Annotated in this window: 19 protein-coding genes; 13 read left to right on the top strand and 6 right to left on the bottom strand. The window is 40.0% G+C overall.

The window, feature by feature from the left end; all coding sequences use genetic code 11:
• Nucleotides 1-1030 precede the first annotated feature (1030 nt).
• The 4 genes from NFS43_RS12255 to NFS43_RS12240 are packed head-to-tail and all read left to right on the top strand — an operon-like array spanning nucleotide 1031 to nucleotide 4406.
• A complete protein-coding gene (locus tag NFS43_RS12255) occupies nucleotides 1031-1933 on the top strand; it encodes an ABC transporter ATP-binding protein (RefSeq protein WP_251551962.1) in 903 nt (300 codons plus the stop codon).
• On the top strand, nucleotides 1934-2671 hold the full coding sequence (locus NFS43_RS12250) for an ABC transporter permease (protein ID WP_251551961.1): 738 nt from the start codon (nucleotides 1934-1936) through the stop codon (nucleotides 2669-2671).
• A gap of 5 nt (nucleotides 2672-2676) precedes the next feature.
• Entirely contained in the window at nucleotides 2677-3807 is a 1131-nt protein-coding gene (locus NFS43_RS12245; RefSeq protein WP_251551960.1) for a sensor histidine kinase, read from the top strand.
• Complete coding sequence (locus NFS43_RS12240) at nucleotides 3804-4406, top strand: response regulator transcription factor (RefSeq protein ID WP_251551959.1); 603 nt, start codon at nucleotides 3804-3806, stop codon at nucleotides 4404-4406. The genes NFS43_RS12245 and NFS43_RS12240 overlap by 4 nt, the downstream gene beginning before the upstream one ends.
• A 61-nt stretch (nucleotides 4407-4467) precedes the next feature.
• Here the strand turns inward: NFS43_RS12240 and NFS43_RS12235 are convergent, their stop codons facing one another.
• Genes NFS43_RS12235 through NFS43_RS12215 form a run of 5 tightly spaced genes read right to left on the bottom strand, consistent with a single transcriptional unit; the run spans nucleotide 4468 to nucleotide 7735 of the window.
• A complete protein-coding gene (locus NFS43_RS12235) occupies nucleotides 4468-4932 on the bottom strand; it encodes a DUF5085 family protein (protein WP_251551958.1) in 465 nt (154 codons plus the stop codon).
• Between the two features lie 6 nt (nucleotides 4933-4938).
• On the bottom strand, nucleotides 4939-5388 hold the full coding sequence (locus NFS43_RS12230) for a DUF5085 family protein (RefSeq protein ID WP_251551957.1): 450 nt from the start codon (nucleotides 5386-5388) through the stop codon (nucleotides 4939-4941).
• Nucleotides 5357-6139, bottom strand: a complete 783-nt coding sequence (locus NFS43_RS12225; RefSeq protein ID WP_251551956.1) for a hypothetical protein — start codon at nucleotides 6137-6139, stop codon at nucleotides 5357-5359. Before NFS43_RS12225 ends, NFS43_RS12230 begins: the two co-directional genes overlap by 32 nt.
• Before the next feature lie 4 nt (nucleotides 6140-6143).
• The gene (locus NFS43_RS12220; protein ID WP_251551955.1) at nucleotides 6144-7391 is read right to left on the bottom strand and encodes a coiled-coil domain-containing protein; all 1248 of its coding nucleotides are present in this window, start codon (nucleotides 7389-7391) and stop codon (nucleotides 6144-6146) included.
• Nucleotides 7392-7420: 29 nt separating this feature from the next.
• Entirely contained in the window at nucleotides 7421-7735 is a 315-nt protein-coding gene (locus NFS43_RS12215; RefSeq protein WP_251551954.1) for a hypothetical protein, read from the bottom strand.
• Between the two features lie 405 nt (nucleotides 7736-8140).
• Between NFS43_RS12215 and NFS43_RS12210 the strand changes: the two genes are divergently transcribed.
• The gene (locus tag NFS43_RS12210; RefSeq protein WP_251551953.1) at nucleotides 8141-9052 is read left to right on the top strand and encodes a CPBP family intramembrane glutamic endopeptidase; all 912 of its coding nucleotides are present in this window, start codon (nucleotides 8141-8143) and stop codon (nucleotides 9050-9052) included.
• Nucleotides 9053-9091: 39 nt separating this feature from the next.
• Here the strand turns inward: NFS43_RS12210 and NFS43_RS12205 are convergent, their stop codons facing one another.
• Nucleotides 9092-9715 (bottom strand): hypothetical protein, encoded by a 624-nt coding sequence (locus NFS43_RS12205; RefSeq protein WP_251551952.1) that lies wholly within the window; start codon nucleotides 9713-9715, stop codon nucleotides 9092-9094.
• 86 nt (nucleotides 9716-9801) lie between these two features.
• Between NFS43_RS12205 and NFS43_RS12200 the strand changes: the two genes are divergently transcribed.
• The 8 genes from NFS43_RS12200 (at nucleotide 9802) to NFS43_RS12165 (ending at nucleotide 23021) form a co-directional block, all read left to right on the top strand.
• Entirely contained in the window at nucleotides 9802-10029 is a 228-nt protein-coding gene (locus NFS43_RS12200; protein WP_251551951.1) for a hypothetical protein, read from the top strand.
• A 169-nt stretch (nucleotides 10030-10198) separates the two neighbouring features.
• On the top strand, nucleotides 10199-13906 hold the full coding sequence (locus NFS43_RS12195; RefSeq protein ID WP_251551950.1) for a bifunctional 2',3'-cyclic-nucleotide 2'-phosphodiesterase/3'-nucleotidase: 3708 nt from the start codon (nucleotides 10199-10201) through the stop codon (nucleotides 13904-13906).
• A 252-nt stretch (nucleotides 13907-14158) separates the two neighbouring features.
• On the top strand, nucleotides 14159-15031 hold the full coding sequence (gene galU / locus NFS43_RS12190; RefSeq protein ID WP_251551949.1) for a UTP--glucose-1-phosphate uridylyltransferase GalU: 873 nt from the start codon (nucleotides 14159-14161) through the stop codon (nucleotides 15029-15031).
• 352 nt (nucleotides 15032-15383) lie between these two features.
• A complete protein-coding gene (locus tag NFS43_RS12185) occupies nucleotides 15384-16733 on the top strand; it encodes a DUF6056 family protein (protein WP_251551948.1) in 1350 nt (449 codons plus the stop codon).
• 213 nt (nucleotides 16734-16946) lie between these two features.
• Nucleotides 16947-17927, top strand: coding sequence for a glycosyltransferase (locus NFS43_RS12180; RefSeq protein WP_251551947.1), 981 nt, complete (start codon nucleotides 16947-16949; stop codon nucleotides 17925-17927).
• An 11-nt stretch (nucleotides 17928-17938) separates the two neighbouring features.
• Nucleotides 17939-18898 carry a glycosyltransferase family 2 protein gene (locus NFS43_RS12175; protein WP_251551946.1) on the top strand — a complete coding sequence of 320 codons (960 nt, stop codon included), beginning with the start codon at nucleotides 17939-17941 and terminating at the stop codon, nucleotides 18896-18898.
• Between the two features lie 59 nt (nucleotides 18899-18957).
• Nucleotides 18958-20376, top strand: a complete 1419-nt coding sequence (locus NFS43_RS12170; RefSeq protein ID WP_251551945.1) for an MATE family efflux transporter — start codon at nucleotides 18958-18960, stop codon at nucleotides 20374-20376.
• 77 nt (nucleotides 20377-20453) lie between these two features.
• Nucleotides 20454-23021: a YfhO family protein gene (locus NFS43_RS12165; protein WP_251551944.1), complete on the top strand. Its 2568-nt coding sequence runs from the start codon at nucleotides 20454-20456 to the stop codon at nucleotides 23019-23021.
• Nucleotides 23022-23036 lie beyond the last annotated feature (15 nt).

Raw genomic sequence — 23036 nt, 5'->3', positions numbered from 1 at the left:
GGCGCCAAAAACCAGAGCCGGAGGCCAAGTTCTGTCGTCATGAAGCGTCCAAGGCGCCAAAAACCAGAGCCGGAGCCCAAGTACTGTCGTCATGAAGCGTCCAAGAGGACAAAAACCAGTGACTAGGTCTCAGCTTTGTCGTCATGAAGCGTCCAAGGCGCCAAAAAACAATGCTGGAGCCCAAGTTCTGTCGTCATGAAGCGTTCAAGAGGACAAAAACCAGTGACTGGGTCTCAGTTTTGTCGTCATGAAGCGTCCAAGGCGCCAAAAACCAGAGCCGGAGCCCGAGTACTGTCGTCATGAAGCGTCCAAGAGGACAAAAACCAGTGACAGGGTCTCAGTTTTGTCGTCATGAAGCGTCCAAGGCGCCAAAAACAGAGCCGGAGCCCAAGTACTGTCGTTATGAAGCGTTCAAGAGGCCAAAAACCAGTGACTGGGTCTCAGTTTTGTCGTCATGAAGCGTCCAAGGCGCCAAAAACCAGAGCCGGAGCCCAAGTACTGTCGTCATGAAGCGTCCAAGGCGCCAAAAAACAATGCTGGAGCCCAAGTTCTGTCGTCATGAAGCGCTCAAGAGGACAAAAACCAGTGACAGGGTCTCAGTTTTGTCGTCATGAAGCGTCCAAGGCGCCAAAAACCAGAGCCGGAGGCCAAGTTCTGTCGTCATGAAGCGTCCAAGGCGCCAAAAACCAGAGCCGGAGCCCAAGTACTGTCGTAATGAAGCGTCCAAGAGGACAAAAACCAGTGACTAGGTCTCAGTTTTGTCGTCATGAAGCGTCCAAGGCGCCAAAAACCAGAGCCGGAGGCCAAGTTTTGTCGTCATGAAATAGTCATGATGACAAAAATCAGGATAAGAGCCCAAATCTTGTCATCATAAGCCTTCCCCAAAAATTTTAAACATGCCAATTTCAAATAATCACATGACATCCAATTAATATGACATTTGTCACCTCATTTTGGTGACATCACTTACTAAAAATGACACTCCCTTCCACAGTACAATAAAGTCAAGAAATCGGGAGGTGTTCCTATCATGAACGAAGTTTTAACAGTAAAAAACGTGACAAAGTCATTTCAACATAAAACCGCAGTCAACAACGTTTCTTTTTCCATAAACAAGGGCGAAGTAACAGCCATCCTGGGACCAAACGGAGCTGGGAAAACTACCACCATCTCCATGATACTCGGCCTGTTGAAACCGACCACAGGAGAAATTCGCTTATTCAACAGGCTTCCTTACGAAAAACAAGTAAGAGAAAAACTCGGCACCATGCTGCAGGAGGTCAGCGTGATGGGGGGCTTAAAGGTGCGGGAGATCCTCGCATTAATTAGAAGCTACTATCCGGACCCCCTTCCAATGGAAGACCTCATCAGACTGACGGGCCTAACCGAACAAGATTTAAAAACCCGGGCAGAAAAACTGTCCGGCGGGCAAAAACGACGTCTCAGTTTTGCCCTGGCACTCGCAGGAAACCCTGAACTCATTATTTTCGATGAACCAACTGTGGGCATGGACATTACCGCTAGAAAAAAGTTTTGGGAAACAGTGCGGCAGCTGGCTTACCAAGGAAAAACCATTATTTTTTCCACTCATTACCTGCAGGAAGCCGATGAAGCGGCAGGACGCATCCTATTGTTCAAGGACGGGGCCATTGTGGCCGACGGAACACCCGAACAAATAAAAGCCAGCATCAACAAATCATCCATTTCGTTTATCACTGATCCAGAAACTTCATTAGAAAAATTGTATCAATATAACGAAATCGACCGGATCTATCGAAAAAATAACCGGGTTTACGCCGAAACAGCCAACACGGACCGGGTACTCGAGTTCATTTTTCAAGAGAAAATCGGAGCACGGGATATACAAATAGAACGCGGCAGGCTGGAGGAAGCATTCGAACAGCTGACTAGCGAAACCAAGGGGGCCATCTAAATGAAAGCATTTCAAGTGCAATGCAAAACAGAGATGATGAGAGTTTTGAGAAACAGATATTTCGTATTTTGGTCATTGGTGATGCCGATTATCTTTTACTATGTGTTTACCAATTTGGTAAATGCTGATGTCCCTGATAAGGCAGAATGGCAGGCCCATTATTTAATGTCAATGACGGTATTTAGTGTCATGGGATCATCGATGATGACACTAGGTATCCGGCTCGTGCAGGAGCGTTCGCAGGGCTGGTCGACGTTCATTCGGACGACGCCATTATCAGATAGTGTTTATTTTGCGGCTCAAATGATCGGCCAAAGTGTCATCCATGTGTTATCGATCACGATTATTTTCGCTGCCGGCGCCATCATCAATGGAGTCTATTTATCTGCCCTTGAGTGGGTGATGAGCGGCTTGTGGATCTTGTTCGGATCACTTCCTTTTCTGGCAGTAGGTACGCTTATTGGCTTAATGAAAAAAGTAGAAACGGCTGCCGGCATCAGCAATGTGGTATACATGGTCCTTGCAGTAACAGGGGGATTATGGATGCCGCTTGATGTGATGCCGAAAATGATGCAAACAATTGCTGAGTGGCTTCCTTCCTACCATTTTGGAAACGGCGCCTGGGAAATTGTCGGCGGCGGGCTGCCAGATTGGAAAAATATTGTTATTTTAATCGCCTATTTGATCCTGTTCATGCTACTATCAAAGTATATTAGAAGAAAACAAGAAGCGGTGTGATGAGGATGAAACAAGCTTTTAGCCTATTTCCGCGCCAATACGGCTTCTTTCCCTATATCTTTCTCATCTATATCGGGTTTCCAATCTATAATTTGACGAAGGAATATGGGATTAAGCAGCTAATGGGCTATGGAATGGTGCTGCTGTTTTTAGTCACGTACCGGCAGCTTTATTTTAGCATGGGGAATAAGAAGTTCGCTTATTGGCTGTCGGTGCAGATGGCGATTGTGTTTATATTTAGTATGTTCTATGACATAAATTATATTTTTCTAGGATTTTTCTCGGCAAATTTCATTGGCTGGTACCAAAATAAGAGGGTATTCTACCGGAGATTGGCTAGTCTAGCAATGATTGTCATTCTCCCATTTGTTTATTATGCGATCCGGGAAGAAACTCCCTTAACACCATCAGAACTGATCTATTTCATTCCATTTTTAATTATCATGCTGATTTCCCCGTTTGGAATCCGTTCCATGAATCGACGAATGGAGCTGGAAAAACAACTCGCCAAGGCGAATAAGCAAATTGAGGAACTGGTGAAACGGGAGGAACGGGTGCGGATTGCCAGGGATTTGCATGATACCCTTGGCCACACATTATCCCTGCTGACACTTAAAAGCCAGCTTGTTCAGCGGCTGCTGCCGGCAGATCCAGACCGGGCCAGGAGTGAGGCTAAGGAAATGGAGATCACCTCCAGGTCGGCATTAAAGCAGGTACGTGAATTGGTTTCTGATATGCGGGCCGCAACCATTGCGGAGGAGCTGCTGCAGATCCAGCAGATTCTGCGGGCTTCCGGTATTACCTACCATTACGATGGGGAAGCCGACTTTTCCAGAATTCCGCCGTTTACGCAAAACATTGTTGGCATGTGTGTCCGGGAGGCGGCAACCAATGTCGTTAAGCACAGCCGGGCCGCCCATTGCCAGGTAACAGCTAAACTATCAACCGAGAAAATGAGCATCATCATAGCGGATGATGGAATGGGGATTCCAAAGGAAAAGCTGTTTGGAAACGGCCTTAACGGCATGAAGGAACGCCTGGCACTTGTGGATGGCTATTTGGCATTATCCAATCAAAATGGAGCTGTTTTAAAAATAACGGTACCAATTATAAAAAGAGGGGAGGAGGCAATATGATCCGGTTGTTTATCGCGGAAGACCAGCGAATGCTGTTAAGTGCGCTTGGCTCTCTATTAGATTTAGAGTCTGATATGAAGGTGATCGGCCAAGCCATAAATGGAGAGGAAGCACTAAATGCTATTGTGGAACTCGAGCCGGACGTATGTCTTATGGATATAGAAATGCCAGTCATGAATGGATTGGAGGTGGCGGAGGAATTGGTGCGCAGGTCCTCACCCGCTAAGGTCATCATCCTTACCACTTTTGCCCGCCCAGGCTATTTCGAACGGGCCGTCAAGGCTGGTGTCCATGGATATCTATTAAAGGATGGGGAAATTGATGAGCTGTCTGATGCCATCCGCAAGGCAGTCGCTGGGAAAAGGGTCTTCAGCCCGGAGTTGACGGTTAACATAATTCGTGAAGAGAACCCGTTGTCCCAAAAAGAGCAGGAAATTTTAAAGCTGGCCGCTTTAGGCAAGACAACAAAAGAAATCACGAAAGAACTCTATTTGTCTTCTGGAACCGTCCGCAACTACATATCGGAGATCATCCATAAGCTCGGAGCCAAAAACCGGACCGAAGCCGCCAGCATTGCCGAGAAAAAAGGCTGGATATAAGCAAATCAAAGTTTAACGATAGAAAAGCGCCATCCCTTTTTGCGGATGGCGCTTACTCGTATTACTTCCAAATTTCCTCGATATCCTTTTTTGCTGCTCCAATTTTGACCGTCATGTACTGCAATGTCTCGTCTCCTGATGCAACATGAAAAATGGGGGTCACCTGCCGCAAATGGTTTTGCTCCATATAATGGAACAACGACGCGTATGCCGCCTCCATGCTTGCTTCCGAGTTCACAAGGTCAACCGTTGAAATCATCGGGCCAATGAAAAAATAACTATGAAAGTCCATGTCCGGTGGAGTTTCCACCCGATCTTGGGCAACGGGCATATAAAATTCAACATTCATCATTTCGTCCATTGGGACATTATGTAAGGAATAAATCAACGGCCCTTTAATCGTTAAGTTTAATGAAAAAATGTCTTGGATAAACTCTGCTAAGTATCGCTCCAAATCCCGATAATAAAAGCGATACTTGCGAGAAATGACATTCGTTAATTTAATTGCGTCATGAGGATTAATCATTAGGATCTAATCCTCCTTTACAATCGCCGCATAGACATCAATGATTCCGTCACCATAAACATCCAAGTAAATGTTAAAAAACGGTTCCTGCAGTTTAACCTGATTGGCCTCAGCGCAAGCATAGAGCAGGGCATATGAGTCATCGATACTTTCGTCAAGATCGGCATGACGGATTAATAGGCCATCATCAAAGGCCAAGCTTTCAGTAAACTGAAAGGGGCTGTCGGCCGCCATTTTTACTGGGGCGTTGACAGGTATATGAAAAGTATATTGTGCCTCTTGGGCCGTCTCATCCAAGCTGCTGACTTGAAAAATAACCGGTCCGGTCCCGTACAGGCCGTTCTCGATCACCGAGTTTCGGAGCTCCGTCGCGGCCTGATGCCATTCGGTAATTTTACAAATGGCGGTATAGCTAATCACATTGTTAAATCTTATTGGACTTCGTTTTATTTTCATAGGCCGCTCCTCCTTTTCCATTCCGTTGTGGCCGTTCGATGATGAAGGAATCAAACCTGCTTTTGCAGTGTGAGAGCAGGTAAAACTCTGGCCAAGCCATGGCTACTCCATACTGAATAATAAAGCAGAAAAACAAGGCAACAAACGGCTCCGCGGACATATAAGAACTGTCATCGGAAAAGATTCTTGGCAAAAACCCTGCCAACATCACAATCCCGAAGAAAAATGGCAAACTGATGTACACCTTTGAATCTGAAAAATTAAATAACCCTTTGCCGCCCCTGCGAAATTCCCCTTGTTGTACCCGTTTCATCACCCTGATGGTTGAAAGAATAATGAATACGATTCCTCCCAAAAATAGGACAAGACCCAGTGCCGCCATATACGGCGCGGCATTTCGGTCATGAAGCAGGAAAAAGTACGCCAGATAGGTTTCTATCGAAAACTTAAACGAAATGATGCAAAGCAAAATCGATTGGAACCTTTGAAACTTATAGCAAAACTTGTCATTTAAAAAGAATAAGGCAAAAAACAAATGGACCACAAATAGGGCCATATCGATCAGGATGACCAAGGATAAAAGGGGGTCAACCGCTCCATCACTGCCTAAGGCCAGTAATGAAAAAGCAATAATCACTAAGCTGAAAACTAAAGTAGCCATAAAAAATAAGGGGATCCGATTGGGCCGAAGCCGGCCAAAAGCAACATCCCTGATAATGGTAAAATCATCCTCACTGCACTTGTTAAGCATCCTGTCACCCTCCAAATAGATTGCCAAGCCCTTTGCCAATGTTATTGACCAGTTTTCCGGCACCTTTTGCGACATCCCCGATTTTCTCTCCAACCGCAGCTGCCCGGTCTCCAATGGCATCGACCGGATTGTCAATCAGGTCATTGACAAAGTCCTTTGTATGGTCGACGACACTCTTTGGCGGCGGGCCCCCGACCTTTGTATTTATGAGAAAGTTAAACGTTGCACCTGCTGCGACCCCAACTACTGTTCCAATGGGTGGCGCGATAAAGGAACCGATGGCTGCGCCTGCTGCCATCGCTCCGGCGCCAGTCGCAACATCGACGCCTGTGTTAACAGTAAAGGTCTTTGTGTTTTCCAGGGAGAAATCCCAATGGCCGTTCGACCTGAAGTTTTCCACAAAGTTATTCCCCACTGTTAATACCGTCCCGGCGGCTCCAAAGAACTTGCCAGTCCGTGAAAGATTTGTAGCCTCTTTCCAGCCGCCAAAGTCCTGCCAAACCTTCATTCCATCCACTAATGAGGGATTGAATCCGTTTTTCATTCTCGTCCAAGCTGATTTATCATAATCCTCGATAAACTGGTTCACGGTAGACAATCTTTCAAACCGGCGCATATTATCATTAATGGTGCCCCGGCCATCCACATAAAGCGGGATTCCACCGCCATTGACCAGCCGTTCTGCGAAACGTCTTCTAAAGGTGCTGCTATCGCCGCCCAATAGGTTCACCAATGAGTCCCGATAGCGGTTGTACTGCCATGAGTTTCCCTGGCCAATTTCACCGCCCAATACTTTGAGATATATTTTTCCATTCCGCTCCACAGTAGTAAACCTTAATCCCTTATAGCGAAGGAGCGTTTCTGACCGGAAAGTCCCTGACAGAAATCCCAGTCCTGAGCCTGCCAGAGCCATCATGAAGAAAGGGTCTTTGGCTAAGGCAAAATCATAGTATCGAAGCATGCTGATTTGCCGGAACCCATATTTCTCCAAGTAATCTTCCACATCAAAGTATTGTCCGCTCTTGCTGCTTACAAATCTTTCAATCTTTTTCAATTGATCCTTCAGTTCTTCCAGGTCATTGCAAAGGCTGCGCAGGCGTGTGTCTGCACTGCTTCGCGAGCGAACTCGGTAGTCGAGCTGGCTGGCCAATTGTGAAAGTTCATTCTCCGCACTAGACAGCTTGGAAATAGTATTGCTGAGTTTGCCATTCGCACTATTGATGACAGATTCATTCAGCTTAATGACCGACACTTGAAGGTCCCCCTTTCTGTATAAGATAACTATTTTGCCTGATTGGCTGCAGCTGCTTCCCGTGCTGCTTTCTCTGCCGCTTCCTTTTCATCCTCTTCCCGCCGGATTGCTTTTGCAGTTGAAATAATGTCTGACTCAATAGAGGAGAGCTGCGGAGCGATTTTTGCCAGCCGGCTTGTGACTTGATCGATAGCAGAATTGAAATATCTCATTTCCTCGGCTTTCCATCCTGAATTTACATTGGTCTTAAAGCCTTCTAAACTGTTTTTTATCGATTGGAGCGTATCTTCATAGTTGCCGATTCTTCTTGCTTTAGCCGTCTCATTTGCAACATCCAGCTTCATACTAATCCCCCTACTTTTATATACATAAACAGAATCGGATTTTTTTCCTTTTTCTATTTTATAATGTAATATTTGTTATTTTTTGATAAAAATCAAAAATGGGAAAATTGTCCTATAAAGAAAGGAATTTATTCCTACAAAAAATGGTGTGGACCAGTGGAATAATGTTAATGATATTTAACTAGTGGTATGTTAAATTATTACTATTACAATCTATTGAATTGTTGGCTTCCATTAAGGAGGTTTAACGATAAAGGGGCTTTAGGTCATGTCAAGAAAATGGAAGTGGATGATTGCCTGTTTCTTATTTTTAGTATTATTGAATGGATTGGGAATTCTGGCCGTCCGTTTGTTAGCAGGATGAGAGGACGTATGACAACAATCTTTTTGCGAGGAGAGGCGTTCATGACAACAAATTTAACTGAACCAGTATCGAAAAAATTGTTCGCAGCTATCCTGATTGTAACATTTGGGGCAGAGATTCTTCTCTATTTAAATCGTTATAGCTATTTGGCCAGCACCCTTTATGACGCTTTGATGGTATCATCATTCTTTGTCGGTTTAAAGCTTCACCGCAGGCTTCAGCCTCAATTGGATGAACCTATGCGAAAGCGTAAGCTGATGCTGCAATTTACAGGTGGGTTTTTGATTTTTTTCCTTGGCAGCTATGCCATCAATATATACTCAAGCTACACCTTTGACGATTTTAGCATAAGTTATGAGCAATATGTAGAGGATTATACTTTTACGCAAACCTCTGGAGACTACGCGGTCGAAGATGAAACGGAACCAACGCCACTTTGGTCGTTTGTCGATCAAGTGGATACTATCGGGGCAGATCTTTACACAGATTCGCTAGCCGGCTTGGAAGAAGTTTGGCGGCTCAGTTATATGATGCTTATCCTTATGCTTTGCAAAAAAATCTTTTCGCGCCAATGGGCGGCCGGGAGCCGAGATTTCTTTGTCATGCTGGCCTTGTTTTGGACGTCGATCTTTTTTGGTGTTGATCATACATTGGATACAGTTGAGCCTTGGCCGGTAAAAATTGGGGCGATTGTGACCTTTGCGGATATGGGTTTTTTGTTTGGAATTATCCTGCTATGGACACGCAGCCTGTGGGTAACAGTCATGATCCATTCGGTTTATGACATAACGGCCACTTTATCGTGGTACTATTTTCAATACGCGGTTGAATTAGTTGCATTATGTGTATTGGTTGTTCACATCATTTTATTTAGTTTGGAAAAATCAAGGCAAAGACGGTTGAAGTGGCAACAGGGAATATTAGATGATGCTGCCATTACAAATGAACAATAATAAAGAGGCTGCCAATGGGGGCAGTCTCTTTTCTGTAGGTCATGGATTCTGTTTGATATTGTAATCGAAGGGCTTCTGGCCGATCCAATATTGGATGGAACCGTCGTCATGAATATGGTATGGAATGTTTTGTTTATTAAATGCTTTCGTTAGACTATCGAGTGCTAGTTCCTGTTTTACTTCTAGCTCAAGTTGGTATCGATTGAGAATGTTTGGATTAACAGTGCCAGTTTCAGATAGGTAGGTTAAAATCATTTGCCGATGTTCCAGCAATGAAAGGAAATCCTGTTGATGGTCTTTAAAACCAACGGGAACTGACAAGTGATTCGCTTGGTCCCATAACATTCGTTGTTCCTTTTTAGCTTGCTGCGCATCTAGTGTGGGATGGCTTAGGCTATTAGCCAGTAGCTTGGCACTCTTTTTGTTATAATCCAACTCCTTGGATAAGTAGGAGCTTATATTTATGCTTGATGGTGCTGTTAGGGACACGGCAAAAAAACAAATAATAAAACTGCCTGTAAGAATGGCAAGGACCCAAATCGGCCATTTTATTTTTGGCTGTGATGAAACCGGGCTGACCGTTCTTGCTTTTTCAAAAAGTATTCTATTCACCTTCAGCTCTTCCAGTTCCTGCTTTACCTTTTGTTGGGCTTCCGTCAACATGATAAGGTCTCCGTTCCAATAATGCATGGGGCCAGTTTCAATTAAGTATTTTAAAAGCAAATGCCGCCCCAATATTTGTAATACCAATGTATCATAATCAGGGAGAGATTTGTAAAAAAATAGTACAATTTGTATTGGCCCCTCTCCTAAAATCAATAGAACTGGGATTGACTTTATTTACCGTTATTTCCCGAGAAATCTTGCTTTTTGTCACTTTAGTGATGATTTTAGACCAGTTGGTCATTTGTTTGGAAGATTATGTAACACAAATTTTACAAAAAGAAAAGAGATTAATCTTTTCGATAGGTATATAGAAATATATAATTGAAGTGCAACAAATCAAAAAATTCGACAATATTCCTAAAGTCTAAATATTATAGATGCTAGATTAACAGGAACTGCCGAAACAGAAAAAGGGGGGGATCTTTTTTTTAGAATTTCTTCCATTTATAGAAAGATGAATGAAAGGGAAGGGTGTATCGGATGAAGAAAAAGAAACAATTAAGTTTTATCAGCAAAATAGCTGCCACGGCTTTGCTGCTCAGTACAATGGTTTCACCAGCCGTTTCAAACAATGTTAAAGCGGAGACTGTCACTGGAACAACGGCCACTCTACGGCTTCTGGAAACAACCGATTTACATTCTAACGTCAGAGCGTATGATTATTACCAAGATACAGCGAATGGAGTTAATTTTGGTTTGGCAAAAACGGCCACATTAATTAACCAAGCTAGATCTGAAGCAACAAACTCGATGCTATTTGACGCAGGGGATTTGATTCAGGGGAACCCGCTGGCAGATTATGTTGCCAAAGTTCAACCATTAGGCGCAGATGATACCCATCCAATTATTAGAGCGATGAATTACTTAGACTATGACGCGGGAATCGTTGGAAACCATGAATTTAATTATGGTTTGGACTATCTAAAACAAGTTACAGATAAAGCTGATTTCCCTATTGTCAATGCCAATATCTATAAAGATGACGGGGATAATAATCCTGATAATGATGTAAACTATTTCACTCCATATGAAATTCTTAATAAAGAAATCACCGACGCTTCAGGCAACAAAAGTACAGTGAAAGTGGGAGTTGTAGGATTTGCCCCGCCGCAAATCTTGAACTGGGACCGCGATAACCTTTTAGGGAAAGTTATTGTAAAAGATATCGTAAAAACAGCTGAAAAATATGTTCAAGAGATGAGAGATAAGGGGGCAGAAGTGATTGTCGCCATCGCCCATTCCGGCTGTGATGTCACTAATGATGGCCAGGAAGAGGCAGAAAATGCTGTTTATTCATTAAGTAAAGTTGCTGGAATTGATGCCCTTCTGTTTGGACATGCCCATGTTAACTTCCCAGGTGATGCCTCATTTACAGGCAAACCTGGTATGGATAACGAAAATGGACATATTAACAGCACGCCTGCAGTGGAGGCCGGTTATTGGGGCAACAACCTTGGAGTGCTTGATTTGGCTCTTGTTCAGCAGGATGGGAAATGGACGGTGGATAAAGCTGCCTCTAAATCCGTAAACCGCCCAGTTGCTGCCGATACAGTTGAGGATCCAGCCATTGTTGCGGATGTTGAGCCTGAGCATGAGGGCACTCTAGCCTATGTGCGTGGAACAATCGGGAAAACTTCTGCCCCATTGTACAGCTATTTTGCACAAGTCCAAGATGACCCTACCATTCAAATTGTTAACAATGCGCAGACTTCTTATGTGAAAAAATGGATTGATGAAAAGCTTCCAGAGTATAAGGATGTTCCGGTCTTATCAGCTGGCGCCCCATTTAAAGCAGGCGGAAGAAGCGGCCCAAGCTATTATACGAACATTGCTGCCGGGGATCTTTCAATTAAGAGTGCAAATGACTTATATTTGTATCCGAATACCCTTAAAGCGGTCGAAATGACTGGGGCTCAGGTAAGAGAATGGCTGGAAATGTCGGCTGGGCAGTTCAAAACTGTCAATCCTGACGATGTACAGCCGCAAAATATTATTGAGGAAGCATTCCCATCCTATAACTATGATGTAATTGATGGGGTTAACTATCAAATCGATATTACCAAGAAGCCGAGGTATGCTTCAAATGGGGATTTATTGAACCCAGACTCTCACCGGATTGTAGATTTAAAGATGCCTGATGGAACACCGGTAAGGGATGACCAAAAGTTCGTTGTGGCTACCAATAATTACCGTGCAGGCGGAGGCGGCAACTTCCCAGGCCTTAAAGGCGGGGGTGCAAAAGTCGTGATCAATTCACCTGATGAAAGCCGTCAAGTGCTGATCAACTATATCCAGCAGCAAGGAGTCGTGAATCCAAGTGCAGATAATAACTGGTCAATAGCTCCTGTCAATGATACGGTCCAGTTAACCTTTAGATCTGCCCCTGAGGCAAAGGTATATGCCGACCAGTCTGAAAATATCAGTGCTCTTACAACTGAAACGGACAGTTCCGGCACTTGGGGTGTCTATACCTTTAAGAACAAAGTACATGTTCAATTGCTAGGCATAAATGACCTACATGGACAATTAGATTACACAACAAAAGTCAGTGGCAAAGATGTTGGCGGAATCGAGTACTTGGCAGCATACTTAAAACAAAGAGAAGCTACGAATCCAAATACCATTATGCTTCAAGCAGGGGATGCCGTTGGGGCCAGCCGTCCGGTATCTGCTTTATTGCAGGATGAGCCGACTATTCGTTTCCTCAATGAAATTGGCTTTGATATTGGCACAATCGGCAACCATGAATTTGACGAAGGTGTTGCTGAAATGCTGCGCCTGATCAATGGCGGACCGCATAATGCGACAGTTGAAAAATATGGCACCTTTGAAGGGGCTGATTTCCCTTATGTTGCGGCAAATGTGGTCTACGAAAATACGGGGAAAACAATTCTTGACCCATATGTCATTAAAGAAATTGATGGAGTAAAAATTGGCTTTATCGGGGTAGTAACCACGGAAACACCAAGTATCGTTACTGCCAGCGGAACAAAAGGTGTCAAATTCACAGATGAAGTAGACGCCATCAATAAATATACAGCAGAGTTAAAAGCGCAGGGTGTTGAGTCTATTGTTGTCCTTGCACATGATCCTGGAACTTCTGCTGCTGATGGTTCTAATCCAACAGGCAGAGTAGTGGATATTGCAAATGCGGTTGATGATGAGGTAGACGTAATTTTTGGGGCACATGACCACAAGTACTTAAATTCGACTGTAGACGGAAAATTGCTTGTACAATCTTATTCATATGGTACAGCATTCTCTGATGTTGACTTAGTAATTGATCCAGTCTCAAAGGATATCGTGGCTAAGAAGGCTGAGGTTGTATCCACGTTCCATGATGGCATTACACCTGATGCCCAAATTAAAGCTGAACTTGCTCAGTACCAGGCGGACATTGCGCCGATTACAGAACAAGTGGTGGGTGAAGCATCTGCTGATATTACCCGTACAGCTAATAAAGCAGGCGAGACGGCTCTTGGAAACCTGATTGCCGACGGCATGCGCGCGGCTACTGATACAGACTTTGCCTTCATGAACATTGGCGGTATCCGCAACGATCTGAATAAAGGCCCAATTACATGGGGCGAATTATTTGCCATCCAGCCATTTGGTAATGATATTGTGACCATGACACTGACGGGCGAGCAAGTAAGAACTTTGTTAAATCAGCAGTTCCAAGAAACCCAAAATCGGATTATGCAAATTTCCGGCCTCCGTTATACTTGGTCAGAAAAATTGCCTAACGGTGAAAAGGTACTGGACATTTTCCTTCCAAATGGCAAGAAAATTGATCCAAAAGCTGAATATACGGTGACTGTTAATAACTTTATGGCTGATGGCGGTGATGGTTTCACCATCCTGAAATCTGGCACAAATCGTGAAACTTGGATGTCGGACTTAGATGCATCTGTTGAGTATGTAAAAGCGCAAAAACAGCCAATTTCTGCTCAAATTGAGGGAAGAATTCAGCTTGCTGATGCAGCAACTCCAGACAATCCTGAAGCTCCAGGGGATACGATTGACCCAACTGATAATGGAACCGCAAAAGGGGAGCCATCCAATGTTTCCGGCAATAATCTGCCTTCCACAGCGACAAATAGTTACAACTATTTAGTGATTGGACTCATTGTCCTGCTAGCTGGAGTGGTTTCACTTATTTTTAGAAAACGCAGGTTAAATGCTTAGTTAAAATAAGTTTAAAAAAACAGCTGATCTTGAGGGCATATAAATTGCTTTTAGGTCAGCTGTTTTCCATTGATAGCTATTATTGAAATAAAAAGGGTTAATCCTTTTCATTCACAAATTAATATTAAGTAGAATAAATTTATAGTAAAATAAGAAGCAGTAGGATTCGAAGTGCAAAGCCATGAACATAATAAATAAAAATAAAGATCTTTTTACATAGGAAAGTAAAAAGGGAAAAAGGGTGAAGATGGAATGAAAAAAGTAAGAAAGGCAATTATTCCAGCAGCTGGTCTTGGTACACGATTCTTGCCAGCAACAAAAGCCATGCCAAAAGAAATGCTGCCAATTGTTGATAAACCTACGATCCAATACATAGTAGAAGAAGCCGTGGAATCGGGAATAGAAGATATAATCATTGTGACAGGTAAAGGAAAAAGAGCGATTGAGGACCACTTTGACTATGCCTATGAACTGGAACAAAATCTTTTAGATAAAAAGAAATTTGATTTATTGGAAAAAGTTCAGGAGCCCTCCAAGATGGCCGATATTCATTATATCAGGCAAAAGGAACCAAAAGGATTAGGGCATGCTGTTTGGTGTGCAAGGAATTTTATTGGAAATGAACCGTTTGCGGTTTTACTTGGTGATGATATTGTCCAGGCAGAAACTCCGTGTTTAAAACAGCTGATCGATGTTTATGACAGAACTCATTCTTCTGTAATTGGTGTGAAGCGGGTACCGGACGAAGAAACAAACAGATACGGAATTATTGATCCAATTGGCCAAAATGGCCGGTCTTATCAAGTTCGTAATTTTGTTGAGAAGCCTCAATTAGGTACAGCACCCTCCGATTTGGCGATTATCGGAAGATACGTTTTCACTCCGGAAATTTTTATGTTTTTAGAGAAGCAGCAAGTAGGAGCAGGCGGTGAGATTCAGTTAACCGACGCTATACAGAATTTAAACCAAATTCAACGTGTTTTTGCTTATGAATTTGAGGGCAAAAGATACGATGTGGGTGAAAAGCTAGGGTTTATTGAAACCACAATTGAATTTGCACTTGAGAACGAGGAATTAAGAGAGGAATTATTAAAATTCATGGCACAAAAAATTGAGGAATATTAACATGTAACTGCTGATCTCCAAAATAACACTCTTGCAGTAGAAATCATTGTTAGTGTAAATTAGAATAGCAAAAAAATTTATTAGGCATTTGGTGCAGATTCAATTCTGCGAGCCAAACATAGACAATATTTGTTACATCTGCAGCTGACATTCGGCAAACTTGAGCCGAAAAAAAGCTAAGCTGTTAAAAAAAGTGCTTTTATTGGTTACGAAAATTGAGGTGTCTCGAATCAATTCGGGACACCTTTACTATGGTCCATGATTCATTTAGCCTTGGAATATCGTAATAGTATTTGATTAAAATAATATGTAAATAATTTGTATAATTATAAGTTGCAAAGGAGGAGAGAAAATGGAATTCCTAAAAATTAAATCTCTAATCAAATGGAAGTACTTTCCATTTGTTATTTTAGGCATTGGAATGTTTATCATACATACATGCATTAATCTAGGCTGGGGGGACGATAAAGAAATGTTCTATCCCATTCTCCAAGAGGGAAATTCAAATATGATTTCATTTTTAAATGATCGATATCACAGTTGGTCATCAAGAATTTTCATAGAAGCTTTACTTGTTATATTGGTACATCTAGAACCATTATGGCGTATCCTTGATACAGCTATAATCATTCTAGGTGCCGTAAGTATATCCAAATTGGTGCCTTCTCATCATGAAAGAGCCACTAATTGGATCATTATAGGTTTGCTATTTATGTATCCTTTTACACATATGGGGTCTGCAGGTTGGATGGCAACTACTTTAAATTACCTTTGGCCATTATCTTTTGGTTTAATAGCTATGATCCCTATTAAGAAAACTTTGTTTAATGAAAAAATATTTTGGTATGAGTATTTACTCTATATTCCAGCATTGATTTTTTCTGCTAACCAGGAACAAATGTCTGCCATACTTTTTGCTGTTTATCTGATGGTATCAATTTATTTATTTTTCAACAAAAAAATGAACGGATTTTTATTCATACAAACAATAATATGTTTAATGAGTATTCTATTCATTTTAACAACACCGGGTAATGAAATAAGAAAAATCAGTGAAGTAGGAAGATGGTTTCCTGATTATAATAACATTTCATTCATAAGAAAAATCGAGATGGGATTCTCCTCTTCTTGGTTTGAATTTGTAATGAAGCCCAATGTTATCTTTATAGTTTTTAGTTTATTATTAATGATAGGTATGATGACTACTCAAAAGAATAAAACATATCAATGGATTGCTTTCGTTCCAATAACTTCTAGCCTGATTTTTGGTTTGCTTAGTCCTGTTTTAGGAGGGCTATTTCCAGGGTTTTTTGAGATTAAGAATTCTATGACTCAGTATGGAACAGGTGTGAATTTTGTTTCTATTATAAGCTGGATCCCTGATATTATTTTAAGTTTAGTTTTTTTATCAATATTAGTTTCATTATTCTTGGTTTTTTCCGATAAAAAATATTCTATTGTAACTATTTTTATTATTTTACTTGGATTTGGATCTAGGTTGTTAATGGCATTTTCACCAACAATTTGGGCTTCAGTAGAAAGAACATTTATATTTATGTACTTTGCATTCCTAATTTGCTCGGTATTCTTATATGTGGAAATCGTTAAGGTGAGATTAAATAAATATGGTACTATTATAAAAATAATTCTACTTATTTTGGCATTATTATCATTTTTAAATACTTTGTACACACTGGAATAATGGGATATTTTATGAAAAAATTGGTGATAGGATCCCAATTTTTTTTACTTCTGAGTTTATGGCCAATTAAGTGTGAGACATTTCATAAGCACTTCGTTTGTGGTTACATCTATGCTATAATACCATTTGTTTAATAAGGGGAATGTATTTCAGTACCTGTTAAATAACATGGCTTAGAATATCACACTAAGATTCAATGGAGAGAAGAACTTAATGAATCCTACAATAAGTATTATAGTCCCTGTATATAATGTTGAAAATTTCATTCAACCCTGCATTGAAAGTATATTAAATCAAACTTTTACAGATTTTGAAATTATATTAGTCAATGACGGTTCAACTGACCGCAGTGGTTTTATTTGTGATGAATTTGCTAAAAAGGATAAAAGAATTTTTGTTATTCATAAAGAAAATGGCGGGCAATCATCGGCTAGAAATAAGGGAATTGAGGCAGCAAAGGGTCATTATATTGGGTTTGTTGATAGTGATGACTGGATTCACCAAGATATGTATAACACATTGTATACAAAAGCTATTGAAACAGATGCTGAGATTACAGCATGCAATTTAATGCAATTTAGCAAAGATTCTACAGGCCATTTATATAGTAATAACACCACTGATGAATTGTTTGACAGAAATTCTGCCATGCATGAACTATACTTAAATGAAAGACTTACATTTAGCCCCTGTAATAAATTATATAGGAAGGAATTATTTAAAGGAATTCGATTTAAAGAAGGGTATATCCTTGAAGACATGGATTTTGCCTATAGAATTATTCATCAGGCCAATCGCATCTATTACACAGGCCAGGCATTCTATTATTACCGATATAATGACCAAAGTACGATGCGAAAAGACTTTTCCAAAAAGCGGTTGGATGAGTATGAAGTTAGAGAAAATATGTATTTATTCTATCTTGAAAACTATCCAAGCATAGCAAATGAAGTATATGCGGAATGGTTTTTAACTGGTCTGATGTTATATATCAATATGGACAAATATTTCAAAGATGAAAAGAACCAATATAATTATTTAATTGATGTAGACCGGAGCAAATTAAAACCATTACTATTTAAAGATGGATATAATCGAAAGAAGAAAATACTTTTAACGATGGCGGTTATTTCACCTAAAATCTTGGTGAATTTTTATCGCTTATATTGGGATAAAATTAAGAAAGACCTATAGAGCAGTGAACTATGGAACAATCTGGAGTTGAAAAAATGATTGCCTTTGTTATCTTAAATTACAACACATGGGAAATGACGTTCCGTTGTGTGGATTCCATTTTTGAAACGTGTAAGCAAAATTATACCATTTATATTGTTGATAATGGTTCACCTAATGATTCCTTTGAAAGACTTAATGAACAATATCATGAAAATAAAAATGTAGTACTGATCCAGTCCGAAAATTTAGGGTATGCCAGGGGGAATAATACTGGTATTAAGGCTGCTATGAATGACGGCCATAACATCATTGCCATTACCAATAACGATGTAATTTTTTTAGATGAGAGCATAGAACGCATGTATACTTTTTTAAATGAACATGAGGATGCTTCCGTTGCAGCCCCATACATTTTGTCGCCAGAAGGTGATCTGCAAAATCTGCCAACCTTAAAGCCAATAAAAACTTCGGATTATTTTTTATATAATACGAAGCTAAGCAATTTTGCCTCCTCAAAGGCAAAAATGAACTATGAGCAGGAATATTACCTGCAAGCCGCTTCCATTAAAGATGTCCCGATCCCTATATATAAATTTTCCGGCTGCTGTTTTATGGCAACGAGAGAGATGTGGGAAAAAGTAGGCTTTTTTGATGAAAATACGTTTTTATATTACGAAGAAGATATTCTATCCAATAAAATGCATACGGCAGGGTGCAAAGCTTACTATTTGCCAAATGCTAAGATTGTACATCATCATGGGCTGACAACTGGTAAGGATAATTTATTTGTTGATACTGAGATGGTGAAAAGTGAATTGTATTTCCTATCTAAATATCATCAATTGAATTTCCTAGGGCTGTTTTTTATTTATATGGACCGTGCGATCACCCCGATTATGAAAAAAATCAGAAAGCGCTATAATCTCACAGGAAAAGACTATTTGGCTTATCTAAGAAAGACGTGGCTGCATTTTATTAAATGCACGTAGATTCGGTGTATAGATGCTGCTATAAAAAGAAAAAATGTTGTAATGATGAGGGATGAATGTTGAATAATAAGGCAATTACTTTTATTAAAAACTTTTCATACACCCTGTCATCCAATCTCATATCATTAATCATTTCAACCGTATTAATTTTAATTGTACCAAAGTTGATTGGTGTAGAAGATTATGGCTATTGGCAGTTATATCTTTTTTATTCATCCTATGTGGGTTTTTTGCACTTTGGGTGGAATGACGGGATATACTTGAGATACGGTGGAAAAGAATATAAGGACTTAAATAAAGAGTTATTTTTCTCGCAGTTTTGGATGCTGGTCATCTTTCAGGTGATCATTGGTGCGGTTATCATAGGAATATCAACTATTTTTAGTTCGGATGCTAATCGTTTATTCATTTTTAACATTACTGCATTGTGTATGTTAATTGTTAATGTGAGGCTCATGCTTCTTTTTGTTTTAGAGGGAACTAACCGGATTAAAGAGTACGCTCAAATAACATTATGGGAACGAGTTATTTACTGTGTTTTAATCTTGTGCTTTTTATTAATCGGCATCAGAGAATTCAAGTTATTAATTATTGCTGATATAATTGGTAAATTCGCGACCCTTTTGTACGCTGCATACTGCTGTAAAGAGATGGTTTTTAAAAAAATATCTGTGTTCTATTTTAATATTAAAGAAATGTTAAACAATATTAGTGTAGGGATCAAATTGATGTTTGCTAATATTGCTAGCATGTTTATTATTGGAGTTGTTCGTTTTGGGATTGAACGGACATGGGACGTTGCAACATTTGGAAAAGTCTCGTTAGTCTTGAGTGTTTCAAGTCTGATGATGGTATTTATCAATGCGGTTGGTATTGTTATGTTCCCGGTCTTAAGGCGGACAAGCGAAGAAAAGCTGCCAACTATTTTTACTGCGATGAGGATCTTTCTGATGGTCCCTTTACTGGGCCTGCTTGTCGTTTACTACCCTTTATCAGTTATTTTACCAGCTTGGCTGCCACAATATAAGGAAGGGCTCATGTTCATGGCGCTATTATTTCCAATGTGTATTTATGAAGGAAAAATGGCGTTGCTAATAAACACCTATCTCAAAACATTGCGAAAAGAAAAGTTAATGCTTGGCATTAATGTAGCATCGGTCGTTTTGAGCATCATTCTTACACTGCTGTTCACCTTGGCCTTTAAGAATCTTTCCTTAGCAATTGTATCGATTGTGGCTCTATTAGCTTTCCGCAGTGCTTTGGCGGAGTTCTATTTATCAAAATTCCTTCAGGTATCTGTGTTTAAAGACACGTTTCTTGAAATGGCCATGACGGTTATTTTTATTTTCGCTGGCTGGTTTATGGCATCTTGGATGGGGCTAATGGTTTATCTTGCTGGTTACGGTTTGTATTTATTCTTCCAGAGAAAAGCCATTAAAGCATCGTTAATATTGGTAAAACAAATGACAAGAGGATAAATTTTAATGGGCATCGGAAAAACGATGCCTATTCGTAATATACATATTAGATTTACCTTAAATGAACGGGGGATTTGATGCGTAAGTTATTTTTTCAAAAGAAGTTTTATTTCCTATCTTTTTTAGTCCCTTTTTTTATTTTAGGATCAGTTTTTGCTGCTTGGAGAGTATACCCATTTGGGGAACGCTCTATCTTGATGGGAGATGAATACACCCAATATATACAATTTTATAACTATTTGTATGATGTATTAAAAGGCGATGGAAGTCTGCTTTATACATGGGAAGCTGGAATGGGATTGAATTTTTGGAGCACATTCGCTTATTACTTATCCAGCCCCATATCGTTCGTCATCCTTATCTTTGACAAAGCTCATCTGCCAGAGGCCTTTGTTTTAATGATTCTTATTAAGATTGGTTTATCTGGTTTATTCATGTTTTGTTTTCTCTCGGAAATTGGCAATGCAGAAAAAATGACGAGCCTCACATTTTCAACTGTTTACTCCTTGATTTCGTTTGCTATTGGCTACTTTTTTAATAGTATGTGGCTGGATAGTATTTATTTGCTTCCACTAGTTTTATTGGCGGTCGAAAATCTGTTTAAGAGTAGATATGTATTGTTAATTATTAGTTTATCAATTCTGTTTATATCTAATTTTTACATGGCTTATATTGCGGGTATATTTACCTTTCTCTACTTTCTTTATCGAGGCTTGTCTGCTTCCAAATTGAACATGAAAGACATTTGTATCAAATTTGCTTATTTTATGTTTTGCACAATTCTTGCCGGTGGTATATCGGCATTTATTACTGTTCCCACCTATTTTGCGTTAAAAAGCAACAGTTATCAGCATATTGAAATCAAAAATATGTTAGATCCTGCTTTTGGTTTCTTTGAATTTTTACCAAAGCTTTATAGCAGCAGCCAGCATCTTTTTGATTTGCCTAATGTATTCAGCGGTTTATTAGTACTTTTGTTTGCCCCATTATTTTTTTTGAACGGTAATATCAGAAGCAGAGAAAAACTATTGTCATTTGCATTCTTAATTATCTTATGGCTCAGCTTGCAGATTAAAGGCTTAAGTTTTGTTTGGCATGCTTTTTCCCAGCCTTCCGGATACGATTACCGATTTGCTTTTGTCCTTTCCTTTACCTTAATAATGATTGCATATAAATCATATGCTGAGTTTAAAAAAGATAATGTGCCATCACTTTTTAAGGTCTATTTAGTTCATGTTTTTTTGTTAATGCTGTTAACCAAAATGGAACCGGAGTTAATGTCAATAAAAAAGGCCCTTATGAATATGGCTTTTCTAACTATTTTTAGTGTGCTTTTGTATGGAAAAGCCGTACTCAACCGCCATCGAAAATGGATTTCCGGTGTGATCATCCTTTTTGTTTGTTTAGATATGGGGGTTAATGCCTATCAGCATATTAAAACGCTTAATAGCAGTCCTGGATATAGTATCACACGTGCCCAATACAATATGGCAAGTCCTGCATTCGAGAATTTGGCAAATGACCTAAGGAAAGAAGATAAGGGCTTTTATCGAACGAATTCAGCTATTGGATTAACTCCCAATGATTCGATCCGCTACGGGTATAAGGGAATGACTAATTTTAATACACTGGCAAATGGGACATTGCACGCATTTATGCAGGAAATTGGATATAGTTCGACACTGGGATCGCGGTCCTTGGCCCAAAATCAAGGTTTACTTTCTTCAGATGCCTTATTTGCATTTAAATATATGATTTCAGATAAAGAAATAAATAAATATGGTTACGACAAATTAAAGTGCTATGAGGATGTTTGTTTGTATCACAATAAGAATTTTCTTCCGATTGGCTTTATGCTGGATGAGAAACAGGTTCAGTTTAATACTGAGGAGGATAATCCATTCGAGAAACAAAATACTCTATTGGGTAATGGAAAGTATTTTACACCTATTCCTGAAAGTTCTATTCAGTTAAACAATCTGGATGTGACAAAGGTCGCAAACGTTCAATATATTCGAAAAAAAGATCCAAGTCAAGAAGGTTCTATTGAGATCACTTTTAAGGTTTCTGGCAAAAAACAGCTGTATACATTGCTGGCTGCCGGGAAAGGCTTCGCGGGATATAATGAAACAAGGATTTTTGTAAATGATAAGCCACTAGGAGTTTATCCAACGTTTCATAATGACCGGGTATTGGATCTAGGGGCATACAACCAGCAGATGGTAACGATTAGGATTGAGTTTTTAGTGCCTAAAACACAATTAACCCAAAACCTGTTTTACCAACTAGATATTCCAAGCTTTGAAAAGAGGATAAATCAACTCAGAACAGAAACCATTCAGCTACAAAGCTGGACAAACACATCAATCAAGGGACAAATAACCGCAAAGAATTCAAATGCTATGTTTTTTTCAATTCCTTACGATGAAGGCTGGACAGCTTTAGTGGATAACAAAAAAGTACCTGTAAAAAGGCTGGGCGGATTTATTGGCCTTGATGTAAATAAAGGTGTACATTCGATTGAATTGGTTTACCTGCCAAAAGGGTTTAAAGTAGGAATGGTTACAAGTGCATCCAGTATGTTAATATTGATTTTGCTGGTTTATGTAAAAAGAAGGAAGCGTGTAAATGACAAAGAATTATAACCAATTGGAGATGTA

This window comes from Neobacillus muris, from assembly GCF_943193175.1.
Classification (GTDB): Bacteria; Bacillota; Bacilli; order Bacillales; family Cytobacillaceae; genus Neobacillus; species Neobacillus muris.
Note: the sequence above shows the minus strand (reverse complement) of the source record. Positions and strands in the feature narration are given on the sequence as shown.